The 23,828-nt window shown below is 35.8% G+C and carries 22 protein-coding genes and 1 pseudogene; 17 read left to right on the top strand and 6 right to left on the bottom strand.

Going from position 1 to position 23,828, the window contains the following annotated elements; all coding sequences use genetic code 11:
• The first annotated feature begins 7 nt into the window (after window positions 1–7).
• From ileS to AADV52_RS04455, 11 genes are all read left to right on the top strand, one after another.
• Window positions 8–2,791, top strand: coding sequence for an isoleucine--tRNA ligase (gene ileS, locus AADV52_RS04505; RefSeq protein ID WP_014919026.1), 2,784 nt, complete (start codon window positions 8–10; stop codon window positions 2,789–2,791).
• Window positions 2,791–2,994 carry a cold-shock protein gene (locus AADV52_RS04500; protein WP_003627651.1) on the top strand — a complete coding sequence of 68 codons (204 nt, stop codon included), beginning with the start codon at window positions 2,791–2,793 and terminating at the stop codon, window positions 2,992–2,994. The genes ileS and AADV52_RS04500 overlap by 1 nt, the downstream gene beginning before the upstream one ends.
• 19 nt (window positions 2,995–3,013) lie before the next feature.
• Window positions 3,014–3,583, top strand: a complete 570-nt coding sequence (locus tag AADV52_RS04495; protein ID WP_014919025.1) for an NUDIX hydrolase — start codon at window positions 3,014–3,016, stop codon at window positions 3,581–3,583.
• A gap of 2 nt (window positions 3,584–3,585) precedes the next feature.
• Window positions 3,586–3,894: a hypothetical protein gene (locus tag AADV52_RS04490; RefSeq protein WP_014919024.1), complete on the top strand. Its 309-nt coding sequence runs from the start codon at window positions 3,586–3,588 to the stop codon at window positions 3,892–3,894.
• Between the two features lie 17 nt (window positions 3,895–3,911).
• Window positions 3,912–4,607, top strand: a complete 696-nt coding sequence (locus AADV52_RS04485) for a 5'-methylthioadenosine/adenosylhomocysteine nucleosidase (RefSeq protein WP_014919023.1) — start codon at window positions 3,912–3,914, stop codon at window positions 4,605–4,607.
• Window position 4,608: 1 nt separating this feature from the next.
• Complete coding sequence (locus tag AADV52_RS04480; RefSeq protein WP_014919022.1) at window positions 4,609–5,766, top strand: cysteine desulfurase family protein; 1,158 nt, start codon at window positions 4,609–4,611, stop codon at window positions 5,764–5,766.
• A 47-nt stretch (window positions 5,767–5,813) separates the two neighbouring features.
• Complete coding sequence (locus AADV52_RS04475; RefSeq protein WP_003627645.1) at window positions 5,814–6,155, top strand: DUF1831 domain-containing protein; 342 nt, start codon at window positions 5,814–5,816, stop codon at window positions 6,153–6,155.
• Window positions 6,156–6,162: 7 nt separating this feature from the next.
• Entirely contained in the window at window positions 6,163–7,290 is a 1,128-nt protein-coding gene (gene mnmA, locus AADV52_RS04470; RefSeq protein WP_012211708.1) for a tRNA 2-thiouridine(34) synthase MnmA, read from the top strand.
• Window positions 7,291–7,382: 92 nt separating this feature from the next.
• Window positions 7,383–8,042, top strand: a complete 660-nt coding sequence (locus tag AADV52_RS04465; protein WP_014919021.1) for a histidine phosphatase family protein — start codon at window positions 7,383–7,385, stop codon at window positions 8,040–8,042.
• Complete coding sequence (locus tag AADV52_RS04460) at window positions 8,042–8,686, top strand: tetratricopeptide repeat protein (RefSeq protein ID WP_014919020.1); 645 nt, start codon at window positions 8,042–8,044, stop codon at window positions 8,684–8,686. Before AADV52_RS04465 ends, AADV52_RS04460 begins: the two co-directional genes overlap by 1 nt.
• Entirely contained in the window at window positions 8,686–11,037 is a 2,352-nt protein-coding gene (locus AADV52_RS04455) for an ATP-dependent RecD-like DNA helicase (protein ID WP_107775334.1), read from the top strand. The genes AADV52_RS04460 and AADV52_RS04455 overlap by 1 nt, the downstream gene beginning before the upstream one ends.
• A 278-nt stretch (window positions 11,038–11,315) precedes the next feature.
• On the opposite strand, the gene AADV52_RS04450 is transcribed toward AADV52_RS04455, so the two are convergent.
• The 6 genes and pseudogenes from AADV52_RS04450 to def form a co-directional block, all read right to left on the bottom strand.
• Window positions 11,316–12,545: an IS110-like element ISLhe4 family transposase gene (locus tag AADV52_RS04450; RefSeq protein ID WP_080588363.1), complete on the bottom strand. Its 1,230-nt coding sequence runs from the start codon at window positions 12,543–12,545 to the stop codon at window positions 11,316–11,318.
• A gap of 237 nt (window positions 12,546–12,782) precedes the next feature.
• Window positions 12,783–14,042 carry an ISL3 family transposase gene (locus AADV52_RS04445; RefSeq protein ID WP_126096189.1) on the bottom strand — a complete coding sequence of 420 codons (1,260 nt, stop codon included), beginning with the start codon at window positions 14,040–14,042 and terminating at the stop codon, window positions 12,783–12,785.
• Window positions 14,043–14,219: 177 nt separating this feature from the next.
• A pseudogene (locus AADV52_RS04440) lies at window positions 14,220–15,167 on the bottom strand (diacylglycerol/lipid kinase family protein).
• Between the two features lie 44 nt (window positions 15,168–15,211).
• The gene (gene rnjA, locus AADV52_RS04435; protein ID WP_014919016.1) at window positions 15,212–16,891 is read right to left on the bottom strand and encodes a ribonuclease J1; all 1,680 of its coding nucleotides are present in this window, start codon (window positions 16,889–16,891) and stop codon (window positions 15,212–15,214) included.
• Window positions 16,892–16,897: 6 nt separating this feature from the next.
• Window positions 16,898–17,119 carry a DNA-dependent RNA polymerase subunit epsilon gene (locus tag AADV52_RS04430; protein WP_003627933.1) on the bottom strand — a complete coding sequence of 74 codons (222 nt, stop codon included), beginning with the start codon at window positions 17,117–17,119 and terminating at the stop codon, window positions 16,898–16,900.
• Window positions 17,120–17,469: 350 nt separating this feature from the next.
• Window positions 17,470–18,024, bottom strand: coding sequence for a peptide deformylase (def, locus tag AADV52_RS04425; protein WP_003628072.1), 555 nt, complete (start codon window positions 18,022–18,024; stop codon window positions 17,470–17,472).
• 251 nt (window positions 18,025–18,275) lie between these two features.
• Here def and typA point away from each other — a divergent pair, with 251 nt between their 5' ends.
• The 6 genes from typA (at window position 18,276) to AADV52_RS04395 (ending at window position 23,798) form a co-directional block, all read left to right on the top strand.
• Window positions 18,276–20,120: a translational GTPase TypA gene (gene typA / locus AADV52_RS04420; RefSeq protein WP_014919015.1), complete on the top strand. Its 1,845-nt coding sequence runs from the start codon at window positions 18,276–18,278 to the stop codon at window positions 20,118–20,120.
• A 95-nt stretch (window positions 20,121–20,215) separates the two neighbouring features.
• Window positions 20,216–21,397: an FtsW/RodA/SpoVE family cell cycle protein gene (locus AADV52_RS04415; protein ID WP_014919014.1), complete on the top strand. Its 1,182-nt coding sequence runs from the start codon at window positions 20,216–20,218 to the stop codon at window positions 21,395–21,397.
• The gene (locus AADV52_RS04410) at window positions 21,394–21,738 is read left to right on the top strand and encodes a YlbG family protein (RefSeq protein WP_003627937.1); all 345 of its coding nucleotides are present in this window, start codon (window positions 21,394–21,396) and stop codon (window positions 21,736–21,738) included. Before AADV52_RS04415 ends, AADV52_RS04410 begins: the two co-directional genes overlap by 4 nt.
• Window positions 21,735–22,283 carry a 16S rRNA (guanine(966)-N(2))-methyltransferase RsmD gene (gene rsmD, locus AADV52_RS04405; RefSeq protein ID WP_014919013.1) on the top strand — a complete coding sequence of 183 codons (549 nt, stop codon included), beginning with the start codon at window positions 21,735–21,737 and terminating at the stop codon, window positions 22,281–22,283. The genes AADV52_RS04410 and rsmD overlap by 4 nt, the downstream gene beginning before the upstream one ends.
• A 2-nt stretch (window positions 22,284–22,285) precedes the next feature.
• A complete protein-coding gene (gene coaD, locus AADV52_RS04400; protein ID WP_003627939.1) occupies window positions 22,286–22,780 on the top strand; it encodes a pantetheine-phosphate adenylyltransferase in 495 nt (164 codons plus the stop codon).
• Window positions 22,764–23,798, top strand: a complete 1,035-nt coding sequence (locus tag AADV52_RS04395; RefSeq protein ID WP_014919012.1) for a SepM family pheromone-processing serine protease — start codon at window positions 22,764–22,766, stop codon at window positions 23,796–23,798. The genes coaD and AADV52_RS04395 overlap by 17 nt, the downstream gene beginning before the upstream one ends.
• The last annotated feature ends 30 nt before the right edge of the window (window positions 23,799–23,828 follow it).

Genomic DNA, 23,828 nt, shown 5'->3' with positions numbered 1-23,828 from the left:
TTTGTTAATGAGAATTAAAGATACTCTTAATTTAGGTAAAACTAAATTTAAAATGCGCGGTAATTTGCCTGTTCGTGAAGCAGAATGGCAAAAACAATGGCGTGAAAATAAATTATATGAACAAAGATTAAAGTTAAACGAAGGTAAACCTCGTTTTGATTTACATGATGGCCCTCCATTTGCCAATGGTAACATTCATATGGGTCACGCTTTAAATAAGATCTCTAAGGATATTATTGTTCGTTACAAGAACATGAATGGTTACTACGCACCATACGTACCAGGTTGGGATACTCACGGTCTTCCAGTTGAACAACAACTTGCTAAAAAGGGTGTAGATCGTAAGACAATGGATCGTGCAAAGTACCGTGAACTTTGTCGTCAATATGCGGAAGAACAAGTTCAAAAGCAAATGACTGACTTCAAGCGTCTTGGTGTAATGGCTGATTGGGATCATCCATATATCACTTTGCAACATGACTTTGAAGCACAAGAAATTCGTGTCTTTGGTGAAATGTTCAAGAAGGGCTACATTTACAAGGGTAAGAAGCCTGTTTACTGGTCATGGTCAAGTGAATCTACTTTAGCTGAAGCTGAAGTTGAATATAAAGATGTTGAAGCAAATTCAATCTTCGTTGCATTCCCAGTAACTGATGGTAAAGGTATTATTGATCCGAAGGATACTTACTTCGTAATCTGGACTACTACTCCTTGGACTATTCCAGCAAACGAAGCTATCTGTGTAAATCCTAAGTTTGATTACTCAGTAGTTCAAGTTGGCGACAAGCGTTACGTTGTTGCTAGCGGTTTGCTTGATAAAGTAGCTGAAGAAATCGGTTGGGATGACTACAAGGTTGTTCAAACTGTTAAGGGTGCTGACATGGAATACATGAAGGCTAAGCACCCAATTTACGACAAGGAAAGTCTTGTAATTGAAGGTTTCCACGTAACTTTAGATGATGGTACTGGCTTAGTTCATACTGCACCTGGTTTTGGTGAAGACGACTTTAACGTTGGTCAAAGGTACAACTTGCCAATCTTTAGTCCAGTAGATGCTCATGGTTGCTATACTGATGAAGTTCCAGAACTTAAAGGCATGTTCTACCAAGACGTAGACAAGTTAATGGTTCAAAAACTTAAGGACGCTGGCGCACTTCTTAAACTTAAGGTATTTACTCACTCATACCCACACGATTGGCGTACTAAGAAGCCAGTTATCTTTAGAGCAACTACTCAATGGTTTGCTTCAATTGCTCCATTTAGAGATCAAATTCTTGATCAAATTGAAAAGGCTAGCTTCATCCCTTCATGGGGTAAGACTCGTCTTTACAACATGATTAAAGACCGTGGTGACTGGGTAATTTCACGTCAACGTGCATGGGGGGTTCCACTTCCAATTTTCTACGCTGAAGATGGTACACCAATTGTTACTCCAGAATCTATTGAACATATTGCCAAGATCTTCGAAAAAGAAGGCTCAAACGCTTGGTACACCCATACTGCTAAGGAATTATTGCCAGAAGGCTTTACTTCAGAACACTCACCAAATGGTGAATTTACTAAGGAAAAGGATATCCTTGATGTTTGGTTTGACTCTGGTTCATCTTGGTCAGGCGTCATGGAAAAACGTGACGGTTTGCATTATCCAGCAGATCTTTACCTTGAAGGTAGTGACCAATACCGTGGTTGGTTTAACTCAAGTTTAATTACTTCAGTTGCTGTCACTGGTCAAGCACCATACAAGCAAGTTCTTTCACAAGGATTTGTTTTAGACGATAAGGGTCACAAGATGTCTAAGTCACTTGGTAACGTTATTTCACCAAATGATGTCATCAAGAAGATGGGTGCAGAAATTATTCGTCTTTGGGTAGCACAAGCTGATACTACTTCAGATGTTGCTGTTTCAATGGGGATTTTGCAACAATCTGCAGAAAGCTACAGAAAGATTAGAAATACCTTCCGTTACATGCTTGCTAACACCAGCGACTTTGATCCTAAGGAAAATCGTGTTGCTTATGATGATCTTCGTTCAGTTGATCAATACATGGAAGTTAAGTTAAACGACTTAATTAAAGAATGTTTAGCAGCTTATGATAAGTTTGACTTTACTACTGTATTCAAGAAAGTCTTTAACTTCATTTCTAATGATCTTTCAGCCTTCTATCTTGATTTCGCTAAAGACGTTCTTTATATTGAAGTTGAAAACAGCCATGCACGTCGTTCAATGCAAACAGTTATTTATGATGCTGCAGTTAAATTGGCTAAGATTTTAACACCAATTTTGCCACACACTATGGAAGAAATCTGGGGCTTCTTGAAAGAAGACGAAGATTACGTTCAACTTGCAAATATGCCAGAAGTAGAAAATTATGCTAACCATGATGAATTGCTTGAAAACTGGGCTAAATTCATGAAGTTGCGTGATGATGTTTTGAAGGCACTTGAAGATGCAAGAAACAAGAAGTTAATCGGTAAGTCATTTGAAGCAGCTGTCACAATCTACCCAGATAAAGAAACCAAGGCAATGCTTGATGAATTAGATGCTGACTTCAGAGAAATTTTAATTGTTTCTAAGTTAACTATTTCAGATGATGAAGCTCCAGTAGATGCTGAACAACTTGCTAATGCTGCTGTTGTAGTTAAGCATGCTGAAGGCGAAGTTTGTCCACGTTGTAGAATGATCAGAACTGATATTGGTGCAGATCCTAAGTTGCCAATGCTTTGTGGTCGTTGTGCAGAAATTGTTGAAGCAAACTATCCTGAAGTAGTACAAGAAGGGTTAGAAAAATAATGCGTTTAGGTACTGTTAAACAATTTGATGAAGGAAGCAGCTATGGTTTTATCGAAGATGATCGAAATCATAAATCATACTTTGTTTTCTATAAAGCTATTAAAGAAGAGGGCTATAAATCATTACGAGTAGGCGACCGAGTACAATATCAATTGGCTCAAGGGAAAAACGGCCTACAATGTGTTAATGTATATTTAGCCTAAAAAAGGAGGATGAGACTTAGTGGATTTAAAAGAAACAGAAATCTCATCGCAACAGATTTTTCAAGGTCGAATCTTAGATTTATCTGTTCGAACAATCAAATTACCCAACGGCGAAACTGCAACTAGAGAAATAGTTAAGCACCGTCCAGCATCTTGTGTAATTGCAATTAACGATCAACAAGAAATGCTTTTGGTAAAACAATGGCGTGAAGCAATTAAACAGGTAACCTTAGAAATTCCTGCTGGAATTGTCGATCCAACTGATGCCAGCCCACTTGACGCAATGAAGCGTGAATTGAATGAAGAGGGCGGCTATAGAGCAGAATATTGGGAAAAAGTTAGCGAATTTTATTCTACACCAGGCTTTTGTGACGAAAAGATGCATCTGTTCTACTGTGATACGTTAACTAAATTGACTGATAAGCGTTCTTTAGATGCAGATGAATTTTTGACTTCTGATTGGTATAGTTTGGATAAGTTGAAGAATTTATTAGCTGAAGGCAAAATTGTTGATGCAAAGACAGTTTATGCAATTTCTGTTTGGGAAAATATGTTATTGCGTAATGCCCAAGCTGAAAGTAATAAATAATCATGACAGAAAAACGTTCTGATTATCGTAAAAGACAGAAAAAGAGTTTATTGAATAAAGTCAAATCTGCTTTTAATGATAATAATGCAACAGAAGAAGTTAATGTTAATCCTGACTTTCAAAGGGATGCTTCTGAAAGAAGACGTCCTTTAGAAGGTGATGCTCAGGAGTTTTATCAGGCACAGCAGTCAATCGATAAAGAACAGTTAAAAGAGCAGAAGTCTTTAAAACTGAAAAAAAGATTGAATAGTGCTATTCTGATAGTGTTTGTTCTAATTATATTAGTGCTTTTAGCACTGTTTCATTTATAATTTAAGCGAGGAAATTTATGAAGATTGCGATTATTGTTCCAATGGCTGAAGAAGCTGAATTTTATCGTAATCATTTCCAAGCAGAAAAGAAAGAAATGTTCGGATCAACTGAATTCGAACATTTTTCTGTTAATGGAAATGATGTATATTTAGGTTTAAGTGGTATCGGCAAAGTTCAAGCTGCTATGAACTTAGCTAGTTTATTAAGTAACGTTGATATTGATGTGATCTTTATGACTGGGTCTGCTGGTGCTTTAGCTAAGGATATTCATCAAGAAGATTTAGTTTTACCTAATGCATTCATGTATTATGATGCTCATAATACTGCTGCAGGTGATTATGTTGAAGGTCAAATTCCACAACAACCGGCTCAATTTGTCCTTGATTCACCAGAAAGAGCTGCATTTGCGGAATATCTTAAAAAGCAAAATGTTGCCTTTAGCGAAGGTTTAGTAGTTACTGGAGATTCATTTGTAGCTTCAACTAAACAAAAGGACGAAATAAAAGAAAACTTCCCTGACGCATTAGCTTGTGAAATGGAAGGTGCTGCCTTTGCTCAAGTTGCTCATGCCTTTAATAAGCCATTAGTTGCAATGAGAGCAATCTCCGATAATGGCGATGGCAGTGCAAATGAAGATTTTGACGTTTTTGTCAAGAAGGTTGGCGCTAAGGCTGCTAAATTAATTAGTGATTACGTAGAAAAGATGAATTAAAGTGCGTGAAATTTATTTAGATAACGCTGCGACTACACCAATGTCACCTAAAGTAATTGATGTAATTACTGATGAAATGAAAAATGATTTTGGTAATGCATCAAGTACTTATGAGTTGGGACGTCGAGCAAGAAATGTAATTGATCGAGCCCGTCATCAAATTGCGGCAAGTATTAATGCCAAAGACAATGAAATTATTTTTACTTCTGGCGGTTCAGAGAGCAATAATACTGCTATTTTTGGAACAGCATACAGTCGAAAAAATATTGGTAAAAAAATTATTACTACGCAAATTGAACACCCTTCAGTCTTAAATCCTATGAAGCGATTAGAAGCTGAAGGCTACAACGTTGTCTATTTAAATGTTGACGAGACTGGGCATATTTCTTTAGATGAATTGAAAAAAGAATTAACGCCAGATACGATTTTAGTATCTATTATGGCTGTTAATAATGAAGTAGGCTCTATTATGCCGCTTAAAGAAATTGGTGAAATGGTCAAAGACAGCAATGCATATTTCCATGTTGACAATGTTCAAGGCATGGGAACCGTTGACATTGATGTCAAAGCTATGAATATCGATCTTTTGTCAGTGTCTGCACATAAAATTAATGGACCAAAGTTTTTAGGATTTTTGTATGAAAATTCTGACATTGATTTGCCAAATTTAGTTTTAGGTGGCGAACAAGAAACTAAACGTCGCGCTGGAACTGAAAATGTACCAGGTATTGCCGGTTTTGGCGAAGCAGTTAAAGAATTGACCAATATTGGTCATGATGATCTTCAAGCAAAATATGCTCGTTTTCAAGATCTCATTTTGAATGAACTTGATCAAAATAAGATAAATTATAAAATTAATGGTGGTCATGGTCCTGGATATTCTCACCATGTTTTGAATCTATGGTTCAAGGGAGCTTCTACCACTTCATTGCAAACTAATTTAGATTTAAATGGTTATGCTGTATCAGGTGGCTCTGCATGTACTGCTGGTTCACTTGAACCTTCACATGTATTGATTGCATGCTTTGGTGCAGATTCTCCTCGGATTAATGAATCTATTCGTATTTCATTTGGACGCTATAATACAGATGAAGAAGTAGCATCTTTTGCTAAAAACTTGGTAAAAATCGTTCAAAGAATTCAATCTAAAAGAAAATAGTTGCTTTTAAAAAGAAAGTAACTTATTATAAATAAGTGAGGAAAAATATGGCAAATATAGTTGTGATTAATGGTGATAAACGTAAGTTTACTGTAAGTCCAGATTTGAAACTCTATGCTTTAATTGATGCAGGTTTTGTGAAGACTGCTAAAGGTAATTTCAATTATGAACATCCTTTATATAATGATTCACCTTACAATGCACCAACTAAGTTAAAGATGACAATTAACAAGGACTTATCTCATTTAACAATGGTTGTTACTGATCGCAATGGTTTGCAAAAGGTTAATATTTTTAAAAACAAGCAATTAGCAGCTACTGTTGAACTTTTGAATTATATTTTAAAAGATCTCGAAGAGCGTAAAATATTGCTTGAGGTAAAGGATTGATTGAATAATGGTTGACAATAGCAAGACTAGAGTAGTTGTAGGTATGAGTGGTGGTGTAGATTCATCAGTATCAGCATTGCTGCTCAAACAACAAGGCTATGATGTTGTCGGTGTTTTCATGAAAAATTGGGACGATACTGATGATTCTGGTGTTTGTACCGCTACTGAAGATTACGAAGATGTGAAAAAGGTTGCTGATAAAATCGGTATTCCATATTATTCAATTAATTTTGAAAAAGAATACTGGCATCGAGTTTTTGAATATTTCTTGAATGAATACAAAAAGGGAAGAACACCTAACCCTGACGTAATGTGCAATAGTCAAATTAAATTCAAGTCATTCCTAGATTTTGCGATGGATCTTGATGCTGATTATATTGCAATGGGACATTATGCTAAAACTGTTAAGGATGCTGATGGTCTTACTCATATGATGCGTCCTAAGGATGGAAATAAGGATCAAACTTATTTCTTGAGTCAATTAAATCAAGACCAAATTAAGAAGGTCATTTTCCCACTTGCTAATTTAACTAAGCCTCAAGTGCGTGAAATTGCCTTAGCTAATGGTTTAGCTACTGCCAAGAAGAAGGATTCTACTGGTATTTGCTTTATTGGTGAAAGAAACTTCAGAAAGTTCTTAAGTGAATTTTTGCCAGCTAAGTCAGGTAAAATGGTTACTCCAGATGGCAAGGTAGTTGGTGAACATGCAGGATTAATGTACTACACCATTGGTCAAAGACAAGGTTTGGGTTTAGGTTCAACCAAGGAATCAACAGATCCATGGTTTGTTGTTGGTAAGGACTTGAAGAAGAATGAATTGATCGTTGAACAAGGCTACGACAGCAAGCTTCTTTATGCAAGTCGCTTAAAGGCTAGTGACATGTCATTCTTTACTGGCAAGCCAGATCATGATGTAGAATTTCATTGCAGTGCCAAGTTCCGCTATCGTCAATGTGATGTTGGTGTAACTGTTAAGTATCATGCAGATGATAACACTGCCGATGTTTACTTCGATGAGCCAGCACGTGCAGTTACCCCTGGTCAAGCTCTTGTTTTATACCAAGGTGAAGAATGTCTTGGTGGCGGAAATATTGATGCTGCTTACCAAGAAGATAAGCAATTACAATTAGTTTAAAATGAATTTTAAAAAAGGACGTTCGAATTTTCGAACGCCCTTTTCTTTGTGCTAAACTAGTTATATCGATTAAACATGTTTGGGGGATAAAAATGCAGATTTATTTTGTTCGTCACGGTAAAACTGAATGGAATTTAGCTAGTCGTTTTCAAGGTGGACATGGTGATTCACCACTTTTGCCACAAAGCTTGAAAGACATAAAAAAATTAGGTGAACATTTAAAAGGAACTAGATTCAGAGGTATTTTTGCTAGTCCGTTGGATCGAGCATTTAATACTGCTCAAGGTATTGATAATGCTATGAATGCCAATTTGCCAGTAGTAATTGATGAACGATTACGTGAATTTAATTTGGGTGATATGGAAGGAATGAAGTTTGCGGAAGCAGAGAAGAAATTCCCTGAGCAAATGGATAATTTCTGGCATCATCCTGATAAGTATGATCCAACTGAATTACATGGTGAAGATTACGAACACGTCATTGCTCGTGGCAAATCTTTTGCTCAAGAAATGTCTAAAAGATTTCCAGATGATGATGATAAGGTGTTAGTAGTAAGTCACGGAGCAGCTTTATCGGCAATTATGGGTGGCTTATTGGGTTATCCTTTAAAAGATATTAGAAAAAATGGCGGTTTAAGGAATACCAGTTTAACGGTCCTTGAAACGTTAGATGGTGGTAAAACTTTTAAACAAGTTGTTTGGAACGAAACCAGTTATTTAGGCAGAAAGTTATCAAAGACGGATTCACTTTAATGGATAAAAAGATTGCACAACTTTATGATAATGGCAAGGTAAATGAAGCGATTCATTTATTAGTTCAAAAGATTGACCAAAAACCACAAAATATTGAAAATTATTTGCAACTGTCAACGTATTTAATTGAGCAAGGCAGTGTAGATCAAGCACAGCAATTATTAGAGCAGGCGCAACACTTAGTTAAAAAGCCCCAAGGATTAAATTATAATTTAGCTGTTAGCTATTATATGCAGGGCGATTTTGATAAAGCCTTGGCATTATTAGATCAGATTCCTAATGACGATTTGACATTATATCAAAAAGCCCTAACTTATCTAAAATTGGGTCAAAGTCAAAAGGCACTTGCTTATGCATTAACTATTAAGAAAATCGATGAAAAGGTGCAGGAATTATTAGGCGATATTTGGTTGAGCTTGGGAGAGAATGATCAGGCACAACAGTCTTATCTTGCTATTCCTGTAGATAAGCGCACAGCAAAAATTTATTTCTTGCTTGGTGTTTCAACTATGGAAAAAGATCGAAATAAAGCAGAAGCATATTTTGCCAAAGCAAAAGCAATGGATGAAAAATATTATAAGCGAGCAATGGATCAGTATGCTTCGATTATGAAAATGCTAAATGATAAGGAAAAGAAAAAGTAATGAGTGAATTCACCGGTAAAATTAACGGGATTGTTTTTGAAAACGATAAAGATTTATACAAAATCCTCGATGTTGAAATCATTGGTTCACTCGAAAATTATTCACGTAGCGAAATTAAGGTAACAGGAAATTTTGGTGACGTGCAAATTGGAAGTAGCTATCATTTTGATGGCAAACTGATTATGCATGAAAAATTTGGTTTACAATTTCGTGCTAATAGTTATAAACCGATCATGCCTCATGAAGAAGGTTCACTTACTAATTATTTAAGTTCTAATAAATTTCCAGGTATTGGTAAAAAAACGGCAGGTACCATTATTGAAGAATTAGGATTAAATGCTTTAGACATTTTAAAAGAAAATCCTGCCAAAATCGACACATTATCTTTAACCAAAAAACAAAAAGATAGTTTATTGTCAGGCCTTAATTCTATGGATTCTTATTCCGAAATTGTTTTAAAATTGGCACAATATGGGATCAGGAAACAAGTAGCCGCTAGACTTTATCAATGTTATCATGGTGCAGCTTTAGATAAATTAAAAGAGGATCCGTATGCTGCTATTAATGAAGTTACAGGTTATGGCTTTAAGACTGCAGATACCTTGGGCAAACAATTAGATATTAAAAATGATGATCCACGAAGAATAAATGGTGCCATTTATCAGATTCTTTTTGATGCTTTAAGCGGTGAGGGAGATACATATGTCTCACTATCCGATCTGTTAACTGCTGCCAAAGATTTATTACAAATTTCAGAGTTTGATCCGATTGCTATTTGTGTAAATTCTTTACAGAAAAAAGGAAAAATAGTAGTTGATGGTGAAAATGCCTTTTTGCAAAATATTTATCAAACAGAAGTAGATATTGCTCGATCTATGAAAAGCTTGGTAGAGAGCAGAAAACTGCAAGAAGATGAGCAGTATAGCGACAAAAAAATTGAAGAAGCCATTAAAGATGCGGAACAAGAGTTAAAGATTGAATACGATGATACACAGAAATTAGCAATTAAAAATGCTTTGAACAATCCTATTTCAATTTTGACAGGTGGTCCTGGTACAGGAAAAACTACGATTATTAATGGAATATTACTGGCATTAAGGAAATTAGCAGAAATCCCAGCTTCATCGCTATATAGTGAAGATTCACCATTTTTATTAGCGGCGCCAACAGGTAGAGCTGCAAAGAGAATGGGTGAGATAACTGGCATTAGTGCTAAAACCATCCACCGTCTTTTAGGATTGGGGATTGGAGACGCAAATGCCGAGGATTTGAATGAACTCAATGGTGAAATCTTAATCATTGATGAGATGTCGATGGTTGACATGTTCCTATTTAAGCAGCTTCTCTCTAGTATCAATCAAACTCGACACATTGTATTTGTGGGGGATAAGGATCAGTTGCCTTCTGTTGGTGCAGGAAATGTATTTAGCGATTTAATTAAGTCACATGCTTTTCCTACTACGGTATTAAAGCAGATTCACCGACAAGGTGATGAATCAACGATTATTACATTGGCTCATGATGTAAATGAGGGCAAAGATCAACAAGCTTTATTCAAAAAGACTAAGAATTATTCATTTATTAGCTGTAGACCTGAATTGGTAGGGGATGCAGTAGGTCAAATTGTAAAATTGGCTTTAAAACGTGGCTTCGATAAAGACGATGTACAAGTATTAAGTGCAATGTATCATGGTAGCGGCGGGGTAAATAATTTGAATGATGTTATTCAAGAAATAATGAATCCACCCAAAGCCAAAAGTAAATCCTTAGAAGTGCGTAATGAAGTCTTTCGGATTGGCGATCGAATTTTACAATTACAAAATAATCCTGAGAAAGATATCTATAATGGTCAAATCGGTAAGATAATTAGTATCGATGAAGATAATTCTAAGGAATGCATGGTTGCTAATTTTGACGGTCGGGAAGTAAGTTTTGGCAAAAAAGATTTAACAGACTTGACCAGGGCGTATGCGATTACTATTCATAAGTCACAGGGCTCGGAATTTCCGTTAGTAATTTTGAATTTGACTATGCAAAATTATGTGATGCTTAAACGAAACTTGCTTTATACGGCGATTACTCGTGCTGAGAAAAATTTAGTTTTAGTAGGAGATCCGCGAGCTTTTGCGGCAGCTTTTAATACACCAGGAAATGATCGAAAAACTGGATTGGCAGAAAAAATCTGTGCTCAATTGGGTATTAAAGATGTTAAGGCTGATGAGAACACGAAAGAAGAGGTAGTTGAATCAAAGCCTCAAAAACAAGAACCAGAAGATTATATCTTAACGCCTGAGAAAATTTATTCAGGTGAGATCGATCCAATGATTGGAATGGAAAATATTAAACTATAAAAAAGAAGCTGAGATAATCGGCTCTTTGTCAAATCCTGTTGATAGAGAGTAAATGAATAGAATCAGGCAGTCATTAAAAGGCTGTTTGGTTCTTTTTCTACCTTAAGTCAAGTAATATCAATAATTTAATAGATTATTTTATTAGAATTATTGGTACGAATGAAGCTAATTAAGTTAGAAAACTAAATTTATTAATAATTATATGTAACACAAATAAGCCTATGAGTACTGTAGTTTTTTCATAGGTTGTTATACTGAAGTTGATCATTTGATTTCAACTAAAGTCTTTGGTTATGTGTGGCTACGTTGTAATCATATAATTGATCATGTTTGATAAGAGCAAACATTGTACGTATCAGTTTATGAACTGATGCAATGGCGATTTTCTTATAGCCCCGGCTATTTGAAGATCGTTTTTTCTTATCATAATAATCAGTGATATGACAAGGCTGAGTAGCTTTGACAGTTTCCATTTGAGTAATTGTTCGATAAAGAATCTTTCTAGCTAAGTGATTGCCATGTTTGGTTATTCCTAAATGACTGTCCTTTTCACCTGATTGATAGCGGCCTGGATCAATGCCAACAAAGGCATCAATTTGGGCTGAAGTATCAAACCGTCTTAAATCACCTAATTCGGCTACCAACCTAACAGCAGTAGTTTTGGCAATGCCAGGAATACTCTCATAGATATTCAAAGACCGTGCATTTGCTTGCATAGCAAGCTTTTCCATATAATTGATCACATTATCTCTTTCGGCACTTAGAGAAAGCAAATTGGCAATATTACGCTGAATTGCTCGAATAGTAATACTGCTTTCATTGTCATATGGATAAGCTTGTCTGGCTAAGGCATAGAGCCTAGTTGTTAAATAATGAGCTCTTTGTCTGCCAATTCCTGAAATGGCCAACAAACTTTGAAAGACCTGGTTTTCATTGTGATTTAAAACATATTGGGCATGCGGGAATAAGCTGACAATCGTCCAATAAACTCTGCCAGATGAAGTTGAAAGGATACTCTCTATCTGAGGAAAAGTAGACTGCAAATTACGATGGAGCTGATTTTTATTGATTATCAGGGCTTGAGTAAGCTCTTCGTAATAACGACTCGCATTTTGCAGTTCATGATATTCCTTAGGTTGAGGAGCACGCAATTTTTGTGGCGCATTGAATTGAATTAAAGCTAACCGATAAGTATCAACTTTATCGGTTTTATTATGCCTTAGATTATTGTCCATCAGCTTCTTAGCCTTTAAGGGATTAAGCTTTAAATACTTGATATGATAATCTTCTAAAAAAGCCTGTAAACTCAATGAATAAACTCCCGTAGCTTCAAAAACTACTAAAGGCGTGATCAAGTATTGATTTAAACGATCCAATAGATCTTGATAGCCAAAGGAATCATTAGTAATCTTAAAGGTTTCACCTTGCTTAATTCGATCAATTACTACACAAACTGTAGACGATTTACTGCTAACATCAATGCCAAAGATAATATTTTGTTTCATCATTCTAACCTCCAAGTGAAGACAAACAGTTTTATCAACCTATTAATTCTCATTTTCTGAACTCGGCATCAAGTGCCCACAGACTTCGAAGAGACTTATAAATAGGCGGTAAAGCAGTCCGTTTTCTTTGCGACGTTACACGTCCAAAAGAACCAAGACTTTATTTGCTTTATCTTCACTTTCTATTTTAGACAAAATAAAAAGTGCCAGATCATGAATCCGTCGATTCATAATCCAACACTAGGTTAGTATGTTTTCTTTAAACAAGTTTTCCTCTAAACGAATTCTGGTTAAAAGATTGGTAAAATTGGAATAGCCAAAAGCTGTTCGTTCGATTTGTTTGATTTTGCGATTGAAGCCCTCAAGACAGCCGTTAGAATAAGGCAGGGCTGCTCCGTTAAGCACAGCTGTTAGATTATGCTTAAAGGTTAATAGTGTTTTGTGCATTAAAGTTCCAATTTGATCTTGGCAGTTGATTAACGATTTGAGCTCATGCGTATTGCCAGTTTCAACGGCTTGAATAAAGCTTTGCATCAGGTTATATGAATTCTCTAAAGCAGTGCTGGTGTTAATGCCTTCTGTAACTACTTGTGCTTGAGTTAAGCAGTCTTTGTAATGCCAGTTGTAGCGAGGATGAACTTTTTCAAGCTCATCAAACTTCTTCAAGTATAATTTCCAGGGAGATTTGAGTAGCTGATACTGTCTGGATCTTTTATCAAAGGTCTTCATGACTTGGACTCTTAGTGAGTTGAAAGAACGCGTAAGCATTTGAATCATATGAAAACGATCGATGACAATCTGAGCGTTAGGAAAACAAGCTCTGACGATATCTTGATAGTAAAAATTAAGATCCATCGTGACCGTCTTAACGTTAGCTCTAGCTTGGGGCGAGAAACGACCAAAATACTTAAGCAGCGTCTTCTTGTAGCGAGTTCTAAGAATCTGCACGACTTGATGACTATCGCCGTCTAAGCAGATAAAGTGCAGCTGACGGTCGACTCCTTTAAACTCATCAAAAGCCAAATGAGCTGGCAGATACTCATAGCTGTCAAGGAAACGGTGAGAGCAGCTGCCTAAAACTCTTTGAACAGTGTTGACAGAAACATTGTTTTCGCTGGCAATGCTGGTCATAGATCGATCTTCAGTTAACGCAGACAAAATTTTTAGCTTAGAGGCATTAGAAATAGAACAGTATTTATTTACCAATTCAGACTGAGCCATAGACCAGCGCTCACAAGCGCGACATTTAACTCGTTGCTTAGCCAATCTGATAATGACCGGTAAACTTGCATTAGCTGTCGGATAGTGAATGTTGGTAATCAAATGGCCATTGTGTAAGAGATCTAGGGAGCCGCAGAAAGGACAAGCAGGTTGAAGCAATTCAGCTTCATAGATTTTATGCTTTTGCAGTTTGATCGATTTATAGAAATAATCTTTAAAAACAATATTTTCATCTTTAACATCAAGCTCGAATTTAATACAATGATTAAGAGAGGACATAGAAATCACCTTTATTTATAAGAATTTGTGTGGAAACGATTTTTATTGAAGAGGACTATGTCCTCTTTTTTGCAATAAAAAATCCTGTTAACAGCTTATCATATAGATAAGTCATCAACAGGAAAAATTATAGAGCCAGATAATCATTCATCTGAATGAAAGTCTTAGCTTCTTTGCTTATTTCAATAAATTAAAGTGATCTATTTTAAATGTTAACTTAAAATCTTGAGCATCATGATCTTTACCATCAATTTGAGCAAATTCCGGTTTTTGAGTTGTAACCTGAATTTCTTTAGCCTCTATGTAGTGAAATTGGGGTGCATTAACGTGCGATCCATCTTTTAATAATTTGCCAAAAAGATGAATAAATTTGAATAAACTGGGCTTTTCAACAATTACGGTATCTAACTGGTGACTGTAAATATCGGCTTTAGGCAAAATAGCAATTCCGCCACCGAAGTAGGGGTGATTAGTTGTAGTGACAAAATAAGCATCCCCATAGCGAACAGTTTCATTTGCGGTTTTTATGGTCACTGTGAATGTATCTTGTTTTGCCAGAGCCTTGATAATGTTTAAGCCGTAAATTAAGTTGCCAAAATTAATGTGATTTAGTTTCTTTTTTAATTTTTCATTGTTGCTTTGATGAACAACAAATGCATCAAATCCAATACCGAAATTGTTAACAAAATAACCTTGAGGCATTTTATCAATGTTTGAGGTAAAGAATCCGCAATCAACACGTTCTGGTTCAGGATCCTGCAATAAGTTATTAACTAGTTGCAATGGATCGTCTGTTAGTCCAGCTCCTCGCGCAAAATCGTTTCCTGTTCCTGCCGGTAAATAGGTGATAGGAGTCTCAAGAAAGTTTGATTTTTTAATACCATTTAATACTTCATTAAAAGATTAGTCTCCACCTACGACAATTAAAATGTCATTGGGTGTAGTATTGGTATTAGCATAATCTTGAGCTAATTTGATTAATTCACCAGGATAATGGCTTTTTTGATGACTAAATGGAATGTTTAAATTTTTTAATACTTTTTGCAAGGAATAATTAGCTGCAACTGCATTTCCGTTACCAGCTACTTCATTAACTAATAAATGTACTTTAATTTTTTTATTCATATATCTTATATTCAAAATAAAAGACTCCCGAAGGAGTCTAATTTTTATTTCTTTTCAATAATGATTGGTAAAATCATTGGTCGCCGTTCAGTCTTAGAATAAAGGAAATCAGAAAGATTTTCAGAAATTGCTTTCTTAATATCACTTTCCTTAGGCTTGTCTGATTTAGCCATTTCATTTATAAGTACGTGGTAGACATGTTTTTGAGCCTGATTGATTAACTCAGTTGATTCACGCATGTAGACGAAACCACGACTGAGAATATCAGGACCAGCTAAGACACGTTTATGTTTGTAGTCAACAGTTGCTACTGCCACAACCAATCCTTCTTCTGAAAGAATTTGACGATCATGGACAACAACATTACCGACATCTGCAGTACCTGAAGTATCAACATAAACATCGCCTGCTGGAATTCTACCAGCAATTCTAGCTCCGTTAGGTCCAAAACATACGACTTCACCATTAGACAACACGAAAGTATTTTCTGCAGGTACGCCAGCTTCTTGAGCTAATTGCGTATGAATAACCTGCATTCTATACTCACCGTGAACTGGAATCATGTACTTAGGTTTAGATAAACGCACCATCATCTTTAATTCTTCTTGACCACCGTGACCAGAAGTGTGGACGTTGTTAACACGACCATGGATGACATTAGCGCCGCCTTCCATTAATTTATTAATTAAGTGGTTTACGCTCAATGTGTTTCCTGGAATTGGGTTAGAAGAGAAGATAACTGTGTCACCAGGCTGTAAAGTTATTTGTCTGTGAGTACCATTGGCAATTCTTGAAAGAGCTGCTAATGGTTCACCTTGTGATCCAGTACATAGGATCATAACTTTATCTGGTGGTAATTTGTTGATTTCTTCTGCATTAACGATTAAATCTTTGGGTACATTTAAGTATCCTAAATCAATACCATTAGCAACGCCGTTTTCCATACTACGTCCAAAAATGGCAACTTTTCTACCGGTATCAATAGCAGCTTGAATAGCTGTTGATACACGATAAAGATTAGAGGCAAATGTTGCGAAAATAATTCGCCCATGGATACCAGTAATAATGTTATGAAGTGACTGTGCAACGAATCTTTCAGATTTGGTAAACTGAGTAACTTCAGCGTTAGTAGAATCTGAAAGAAGTGCAAGTACTCCTTCTTTACCTAGTTGAGCCATTTTTTGAAAGTCTGGTGCAGGTTGATTCATTACAGGTGTTAAGTCAAACTTAAAATCACCAGTAAAGACTACAGCACCAAGTGGCGTATGAACGGCAATTCCTAAAGTATCAGGAATGGAGTGAGTGGTTCTGAAGAAAGAAACAGAGAGTTTCTTAAATTTTAAAACCGTATCTTCATGTTCTTCATGTAGTTCGGTAGTCTTTAAAATTCCGTGTTCCTCTAACTTGCCTCTGATTAATGAAAGGGCAAATGGAGTTGCATAAACAGGAATTTCAGGGATCTTTTCCAATAAAAATGGAATACCACCAATGTGGTCTTCATGTCCATGACTAACTACAAGAGCTTTAATCTTCTTACGGTTTTTAATTAGGTATGAATAATCAGAAATAACGTAATTAATACCTAATAAATCGTCTTCGGGGAATTTAATACCACAGTCCATGATGATAATTTCATCCTGATACTGCACACAATACATATTTTTACCGATTTCATGCAAACCCCCGATTGCATAAACGGCTACTTCATTATTTTTAATTCGCACTCTTTATTACTTCTTATCGAACTTAGTTAACTTAAAGTCAGCATGTTCTTTTTCGTAAGCTAAAGAATTGCCTGTTAATTCTTGGATGAGTTCAATGTTGTAGGGGGTATTGTCCTCAACCGTACTTCTTGCTTCGACCATGTTGTCAGCTTCCATGTAAAGAGTTTGAGTGGTTTCTCTACGTGGGTTGACAATTTTGTCTTTTTGATACAAAACTTTGTAAATCATAAATGATTCTCCTTAATTAATGTATAAACGTTCAATTTAGAGTGAATTCACTCCATAGCTAATAAAAATTTTATCATATTTGTAAAGCTAAGTATATAAATATGTTTAGATCGATTTTTATTTGAAAATTATTAAGAAATTCGTGTGATAATCATTGACGTAAAATAACATTAGCTGTACTATGATCTTGTAGTGAATGATGAATAAACTCATTTACTCGCTATAAGAAGTCTCTTCAATCTTCTTAATTCCCAATGTATGAACCACTGGTCCAGTCACCCAGTGGTTTTATTTTATTATAATATAAAAAGAGCCTGCTTGTGCAGACTCTTTTTTGATTTAAATAACATTTAGGAAATAACTACTGTGTCTTCCTTGAGTGCAAATGGTTCTTTTTTATTAATTCTGTCATAAAAGAGGTGACCGTTAAGGTGATCGATTTCATGAGAAGAAACAATTGCTGGATAATCTTTCAAGCGAATAGTTTTTTCTTCTCCATCAACAGTGTAGTAATGAATAGTTAACTTGTCTGGACGTGGTACATAGCCATTAATTACTTTGTCAACGCTAAGGCAACCTTCACCTTCGCTAAGGCAAGCTTGACGTACAGATTCAGAAACAATTTCTGGGTTAACGTAAACTTCCTTAAAGATGATTTCGCCTTTATCATCAGGAACTAAAAGCGCAGCCATTTGTACGCCTTCACCAACTTGAGGTGCAGCTAATCCAACACCTGCTCTAAGTTGATGCTTTTCAGCGATCTTTGGATCTTGTGAATTAACCAAATATTCCATCATGTCTTCTGCTAATTGCTTGTAATGGTCACTAAGCGGAAAAGTTAAAGGCTTAGCAACTTGACGTAAAACGGGATCACCGTCACGCACAATATCTTTCATTAAGATCAAAATAATTACTCCTTTTTTAAAAACTTATCTAATATATTTTTACCATATTTCAAGCGATTTTGCTTGATTTTAGATGAAAACAATTAAAAGTTAACTTATTGTTAAGCGTTGACCCGCGTGCAGTTAGGTGGTAGAATTCACTAACGTAACTATACAGATCAAAAATAGAAGCACTTCGATAAGGCGCAACTGCGTTACCGAAACTGTGACTCTGTCACAGTTTTTTTATTGAAGAGTGGGGAGGAATACTTTTGTCAGAAAAAAGAAGAGACGATCTTAGAAATATCGCTATCATTGCCCACGTTGACCACGGTAAAACTACTTTGGTTAACCAATTATTAAAGCAATCCGATACTTTGCCAGAACATATGAATCTGGAAGATCGTGCTATGGACTCAAACGCTATTGAACGTGAACGTGGTATTACTATTTTATCTAAGAATACTGCTGTTCGATACAAGGATACTACTATCAACATCTTGGATACACCAGGTCACGCCGACTTCGGTGGAGAAGTTGAACGTGTTATGCACATGGTAGACGGAGCATTGCTTTTGGTTGATGCTTATGAAGGTCCAATGCCACAGACTCGTTTTGTTTTGAAGAAGGCTTTGGAAGCTGGCGTAAAGCCAATTGTTGTTTTGAACAAGATTGATCGTCCAGGTGCTCGTCCTAAGAAGGTTTTGGATGATGTGCTTGAACTCTTCATCGAATTAGGTGCTAACGATGAACAGCTTGATTTCCCAGTTGTTTACGCATCAGCTTTGAATGGTACTTCATCATACGATGCAGATCCAAGTATTCAAAAGGAAACTATGGATCCTATCTTTGATACCATTATTAAGAATATTCCTGCTCCAATCGACAATTCAGATGAGCCTTTGCAATTCCAAATCACAATGCTTGACTGGGATGACTACGTTGGTCGAATTGGTGTTGGTAGAATTTACCGTGGTAAGGTTAAGGTTGGAGACAACATCACTGTTATGAAGCGCGATGGCTCTACTCAAAACTTCCGCGTTACTAAGTTATTCGGTTACTTCGGTTTGAAGCGTAACGAAATTAAGGAAGCTAAGGCTGGAGACATTATTGCCATTAGTGGTATTAATGATATTTATGTTGGTGAAACTATTGCTTCAGCAGAACATCCAGAAGCATTACCACTTCTTAAGATTGATCCACCAACACTTCAAATGGACTTTGTAGCCAATGACTCACCATTTGCAGGTCGTGAAGGTGATCAAGTAACACCTAAGAAGCTTGAAGACCGTTTGATTCGTCAAACTCGTACTGATGTTTCATTAAAGGTTGAACCTACTGATCAATTGAATGCATGGACTGTTTCTGGTCGTGGTGAACTTCACCTATCAATTTTGGTTGAAGAGCTTCGTCGTGAAGGATTCGAATTACAACTTTCACGTCCTAAGGTTATTTACCGTGAGATCGATGGTACTATGTGTGAACCATTTGAATCTGTACAAATTGATACTCCAGATGAATACGTTGGTTCAGTTATTGATTCTCTTTCACAAAGAAAAGGTGAAATGAAGAACATGGAATCAACTGGTAACGGTCAAACTCGTCTTGAATTCTTAGTTCCATCACGTGGTTTGATTGGTTACAACAACGAATTCATGTCACAAACTGGTGGTTACGGTATCATGAACCACACCTTTGAAGCATACAAGCCAGTAGTTAAGAATTGGAACCCAGGTCGTCGTAATGGTGCTTTGGTATCAATTAATCAAGGTCAATCAACTACTTACTCACTTCAATCAGTTGAACAACGTGGTGAATTATTCATCGGCGCTGGTGTTGAAGTTTACGAAGGTATGATCGTTGGTCAATCATCACGTGAACGTGATATTGCCGTTAACGTAACTAAGGGTAAGAACTTGACTAACACCCGTGCTGCAGGTAAGGACCATGCTGCTGCAATCAAGACTCCTAGAACTTTGACTCTTGAAGAAGCTATCGAATTCTTGAACGATGATGAATACTGTGAAGTAACTCCGGAATCAATTCGTTTACGTAAGAAGATTTTGAACACTTCAGAACGTCAAAAGGCTGATAAGAAGCGTAACCGTGCTAATTAATTTTAGATAATCTTAAAAAGGTCATCACTTAATAGAAGTGGTGGTCTTTTTGTTTTATAATGAAAAAGTATTATTTCATAAAAGGGGCAACGCTCGTGCGTCGAAAATTAAGATACCTTAACTATCGTATATTTATCCCGTATCTAATTTTGGTAGTACTGGGGATAGTTTTGGTTTATTCAGCAAGTTCAGATATTTTATTAGTTAATGGTTTTAAACCAAATGTTTACGGCATTAGGCAGGCAATTTATGCTGTAGTGGCCTTCTTATTTTTTGGTGTTCCATTTTTTGCATTAAAAATAAAAGTATTTAAAAGTCCTAAATTTGTTGCGGGCTTTTTAATTATTTGTATTTTGATGCTGGTATGGCTAGTTTTCTTGCGGTTCTTTCATAGTTCGGCGGCAGTTAATGGTGCTGTGGGTTGGATTAATTTAGGTTTTATAAATTTGCAGCCACTGGAAGTTACCAAATTAGCATTAGTTATTTACTTAGCTTATGTTTTAGATCGGCAAGATGGAAAATTTACTAGAGGAAGAATTAAGACTAATTTATCTCATCCAGCCATCTTAGCCGCATTTTTAATGTGCTTAGTTATTGTTGAGCCCGATTTAGGTGGTACAGCAATTCTTTTTATGATTACTCTGGTAATGTTTTCGGTATCAGGCATACCAGCTAAATTAGCTTTGACTTGGTTAATTGGCATCGCACTTTTTATTGGGCTTGTGGTGCTTTTAATCATTATTTGGAATCCTGAATTTTTGCAAAAGAGTTATCAATTCCAACGATTAATGTCGTTTTTGCATCCGTTTGAACTAGAAAGAAAAGGTGGAGCACAGTTAGTAAATTCCTACTATGCTATCCATAATGGCGGAATATTAGGAGTTGGACTAGGTAATAGTATGCAAAAAAGAGGCTACTTGCCAGAGCCATATACTGACTTTATTTTGTCAATCACAGCGGAAGAAATAGGGGTAATTCTAACTATTTTATTAGTAGGATTATTATTCTATCTAATGCTGGAAATCATGAATGTTGGTATTCATGCCGTTTCTCAATTCGACGCCTTAATTTGTTTTGGTGTTGCTACAATTATTTTTACCGAAGCATTTTTTAATATAGGGGCCGTATTAGGGCTATTGCCAATTACTGGGGTAACGTTGCCGTTTATTTCATATGGTGGTTCTTCTATGATTGTGTTAACCGCAGCGATTGGATTAGTTTTAAATGTCTCTGCAAATGAAAAAATGCTCAAAGAAAAGGATGAAGCAGTAGCGTGAGTATTAATCAAGAAATAGAAAATACACATTTAACTAAGCGTGTTGCATTAATTATTTATCTAAAATCTGTCAGTGATCAGTACAAATTGCGTCATTATGGCGATATAGTTTATTTCTCTAAAAAAATGAAATATTGCATTTTATACGTAAATCGCAAAGAAGCTAAAGATGTGAAAAATCAAATAGTCCAACTAGATTTTGTAAATTATGTCGAAATTTCTCCTGAAGAAAAGGTCAATTTAGATAGCCAACATATTGAAGGACAGTTGGTTAAAATGGCTAAAGAAGCAGAGAAAAAGTTACAACTTGAACAAGAGAAGAATGAGGATCAAATGCAATGAGAATCATTTCAGGAAAATATGCTAAAAGAAATTTGTTTACTTTAAAGAGTAATAAAACACGTCCTACAAGCGATAAGGTTAAGGAATCTCTTTTTAATTCATTAGGCCAATTTTTTAATGGCGGTAATGTTTTGGATTTATATGCCGGCAGTGGTGCTTTAGGAATTGAAGCTGTTTCAAGAGGTTATGATCATGCTAGTCTGGTAGATATCAATCATGCTGCATGTTCTATTATTAAAAAGAATGTTGCTTTAACTAAAGAAGAAAATCGTTTCAGTGTTTATAACATGCGCAGCAATGCTGCTTTAAAGTTATTTGCAGAAAACCAAGAAAAATTTGACTTAGTTTTTCTAGATCCACCATATGCTAAGGAAAAAATTGCAAAAGATATGTTGCAAATGAATAAATTAGGATTGTTAAACTCAAGCGCTACTATAGTAGCAGAAACTGATGATCATACTGAATTAGGTGATATCAGCGGTTTTTCTTTAATTAAGGAACATCACTTGGGTAAAACGATTGTAAGAATATATCGAAAGGATTAGAAATGACTATTGCACTTTTTCCAGGAAGTTTTGATCCTATTACAAATGGGCATATAGAAACCGCTAAAAAAGCAGCTGAAATTTTTGAAAAAGTTTATTTGGTAGCAATGACTAATACTTCTAAGCATTATCTGTTTTCTCCAGGAGAAAGAGCTGATTTTGCTAGGGATGCATTAAAAGATGTGGCTAATATTGAGGTGTTAGAAAAGCCTGATGAAATTACAGTTGATTTAGCACATGAATTGAACGCTAAGGCAATTGTGCGTGGAGTTCGTAATAGTGCCGATTTTCGTTATGAACAAGAAATTGCTGGGATTAATAAGCGCTTGGCTCCAGATATCAATACGATTTTATTATTCAGCAGTCCAGAAAATTCATTTGTAGCTTCCAGTATGATTAAAGAATTGGCTAAGTTTGATAAAGATGTTAGTCAATTTTTACCTGAAAAAGCTGCTAAAGCTTTAAGAAGGAAGTTAGGTAATGAATACGCAGAATAAAAAGCATCAACTACGAAATTGGCTACTTGCGCTTCTTGCCATTTTAATTGTCGGTATATTAGTATTTTGGCCGACTGATTATTTTATTGAATCTCCAGGTGAAGCTGTTCCAGTTAGTCAGTTTATTAAGTCTAAAAATAAAAAGCCAGATAATTTTTATCTTGTTACTGTTAGTGTGACTAGTCGACCTGCGTCTATTTTGCAGTATTTGTGGAGTTATACCAAACCGTATGATGAACGCGTTCCAAGTAAGGAACTATTGGGTGGCCAAACTAATGCTCAATATAATGAATTGCAAGATTGGTATATGGAAACTAGTCAGCAAAATGCCATTTATTATGCAGCTAAAAAAGCAGGTAAAAAGCATAGCTTGCAGTACTTAGGAGTTTATGTGATGGAAGTTCAGAAAAACTCTAGCTTTAAACATAAACTTCAACTAGGCGATACTGTTTTAGGCGCAAACGGTCATCGTTTTCATTCTACAGAAGAAATGATGTCTTATTTGCGCAAACAGAAAATCGGTTCTAAGATAACTATTTCAGTTTTAAGAGGAAAACAAAAGAAAAAGTTTACTGGTAAAGTTGTTAAGGTTAAGGGTACCAATAAACCAGGAATTGGAATTCAGTTAGTTGAACATGTTGAAGTTAAAACTAAGCCTAAATTAACAATCAATGCTGGTGAAATCGGTGGCCCTTCTGCTGGATTAATGTTTACTTTAGAAAGTTATGAAGTATTTAGTAAGCAGAATCTCAGTCATGGTCATAAAATTGCAGGTACCGGTACAATATCGCCAACTGGTAAGGTGGGTATTATTGGCGGTGTAGATAAAAAAGTAGTAGCAGCTAGTCGAGAGGGTGCGGAAGTCTTTTTTGCACCAACTGATTCATCCAGCGTGAAAAAGAGCGAGACCAATTATGCTGTTGCCAAAAGAACTGCCAAAAAGATTCATACAAAAATGAAAATAGTTCCAGTCGATACTTTTGATGATGCAATTAACTATTTAAAAGCACACTACTAAAAATTTTTGCAAAAAATTTAAAGTCCAGAA

It is taken from the genome of Lactobacillus helveticus (assembly GCF_046109915.1).
Taxonomy (GTDB): domain Bacteria; phylum Bacillota; class Bacilli; order Lactobacillales; family Lactobacillaceae; genus Lactobacillus; species Lactobacillus helveticus.
This window is presented reverse-complemented; position numbering and strand designations above follow the sequence as displayed.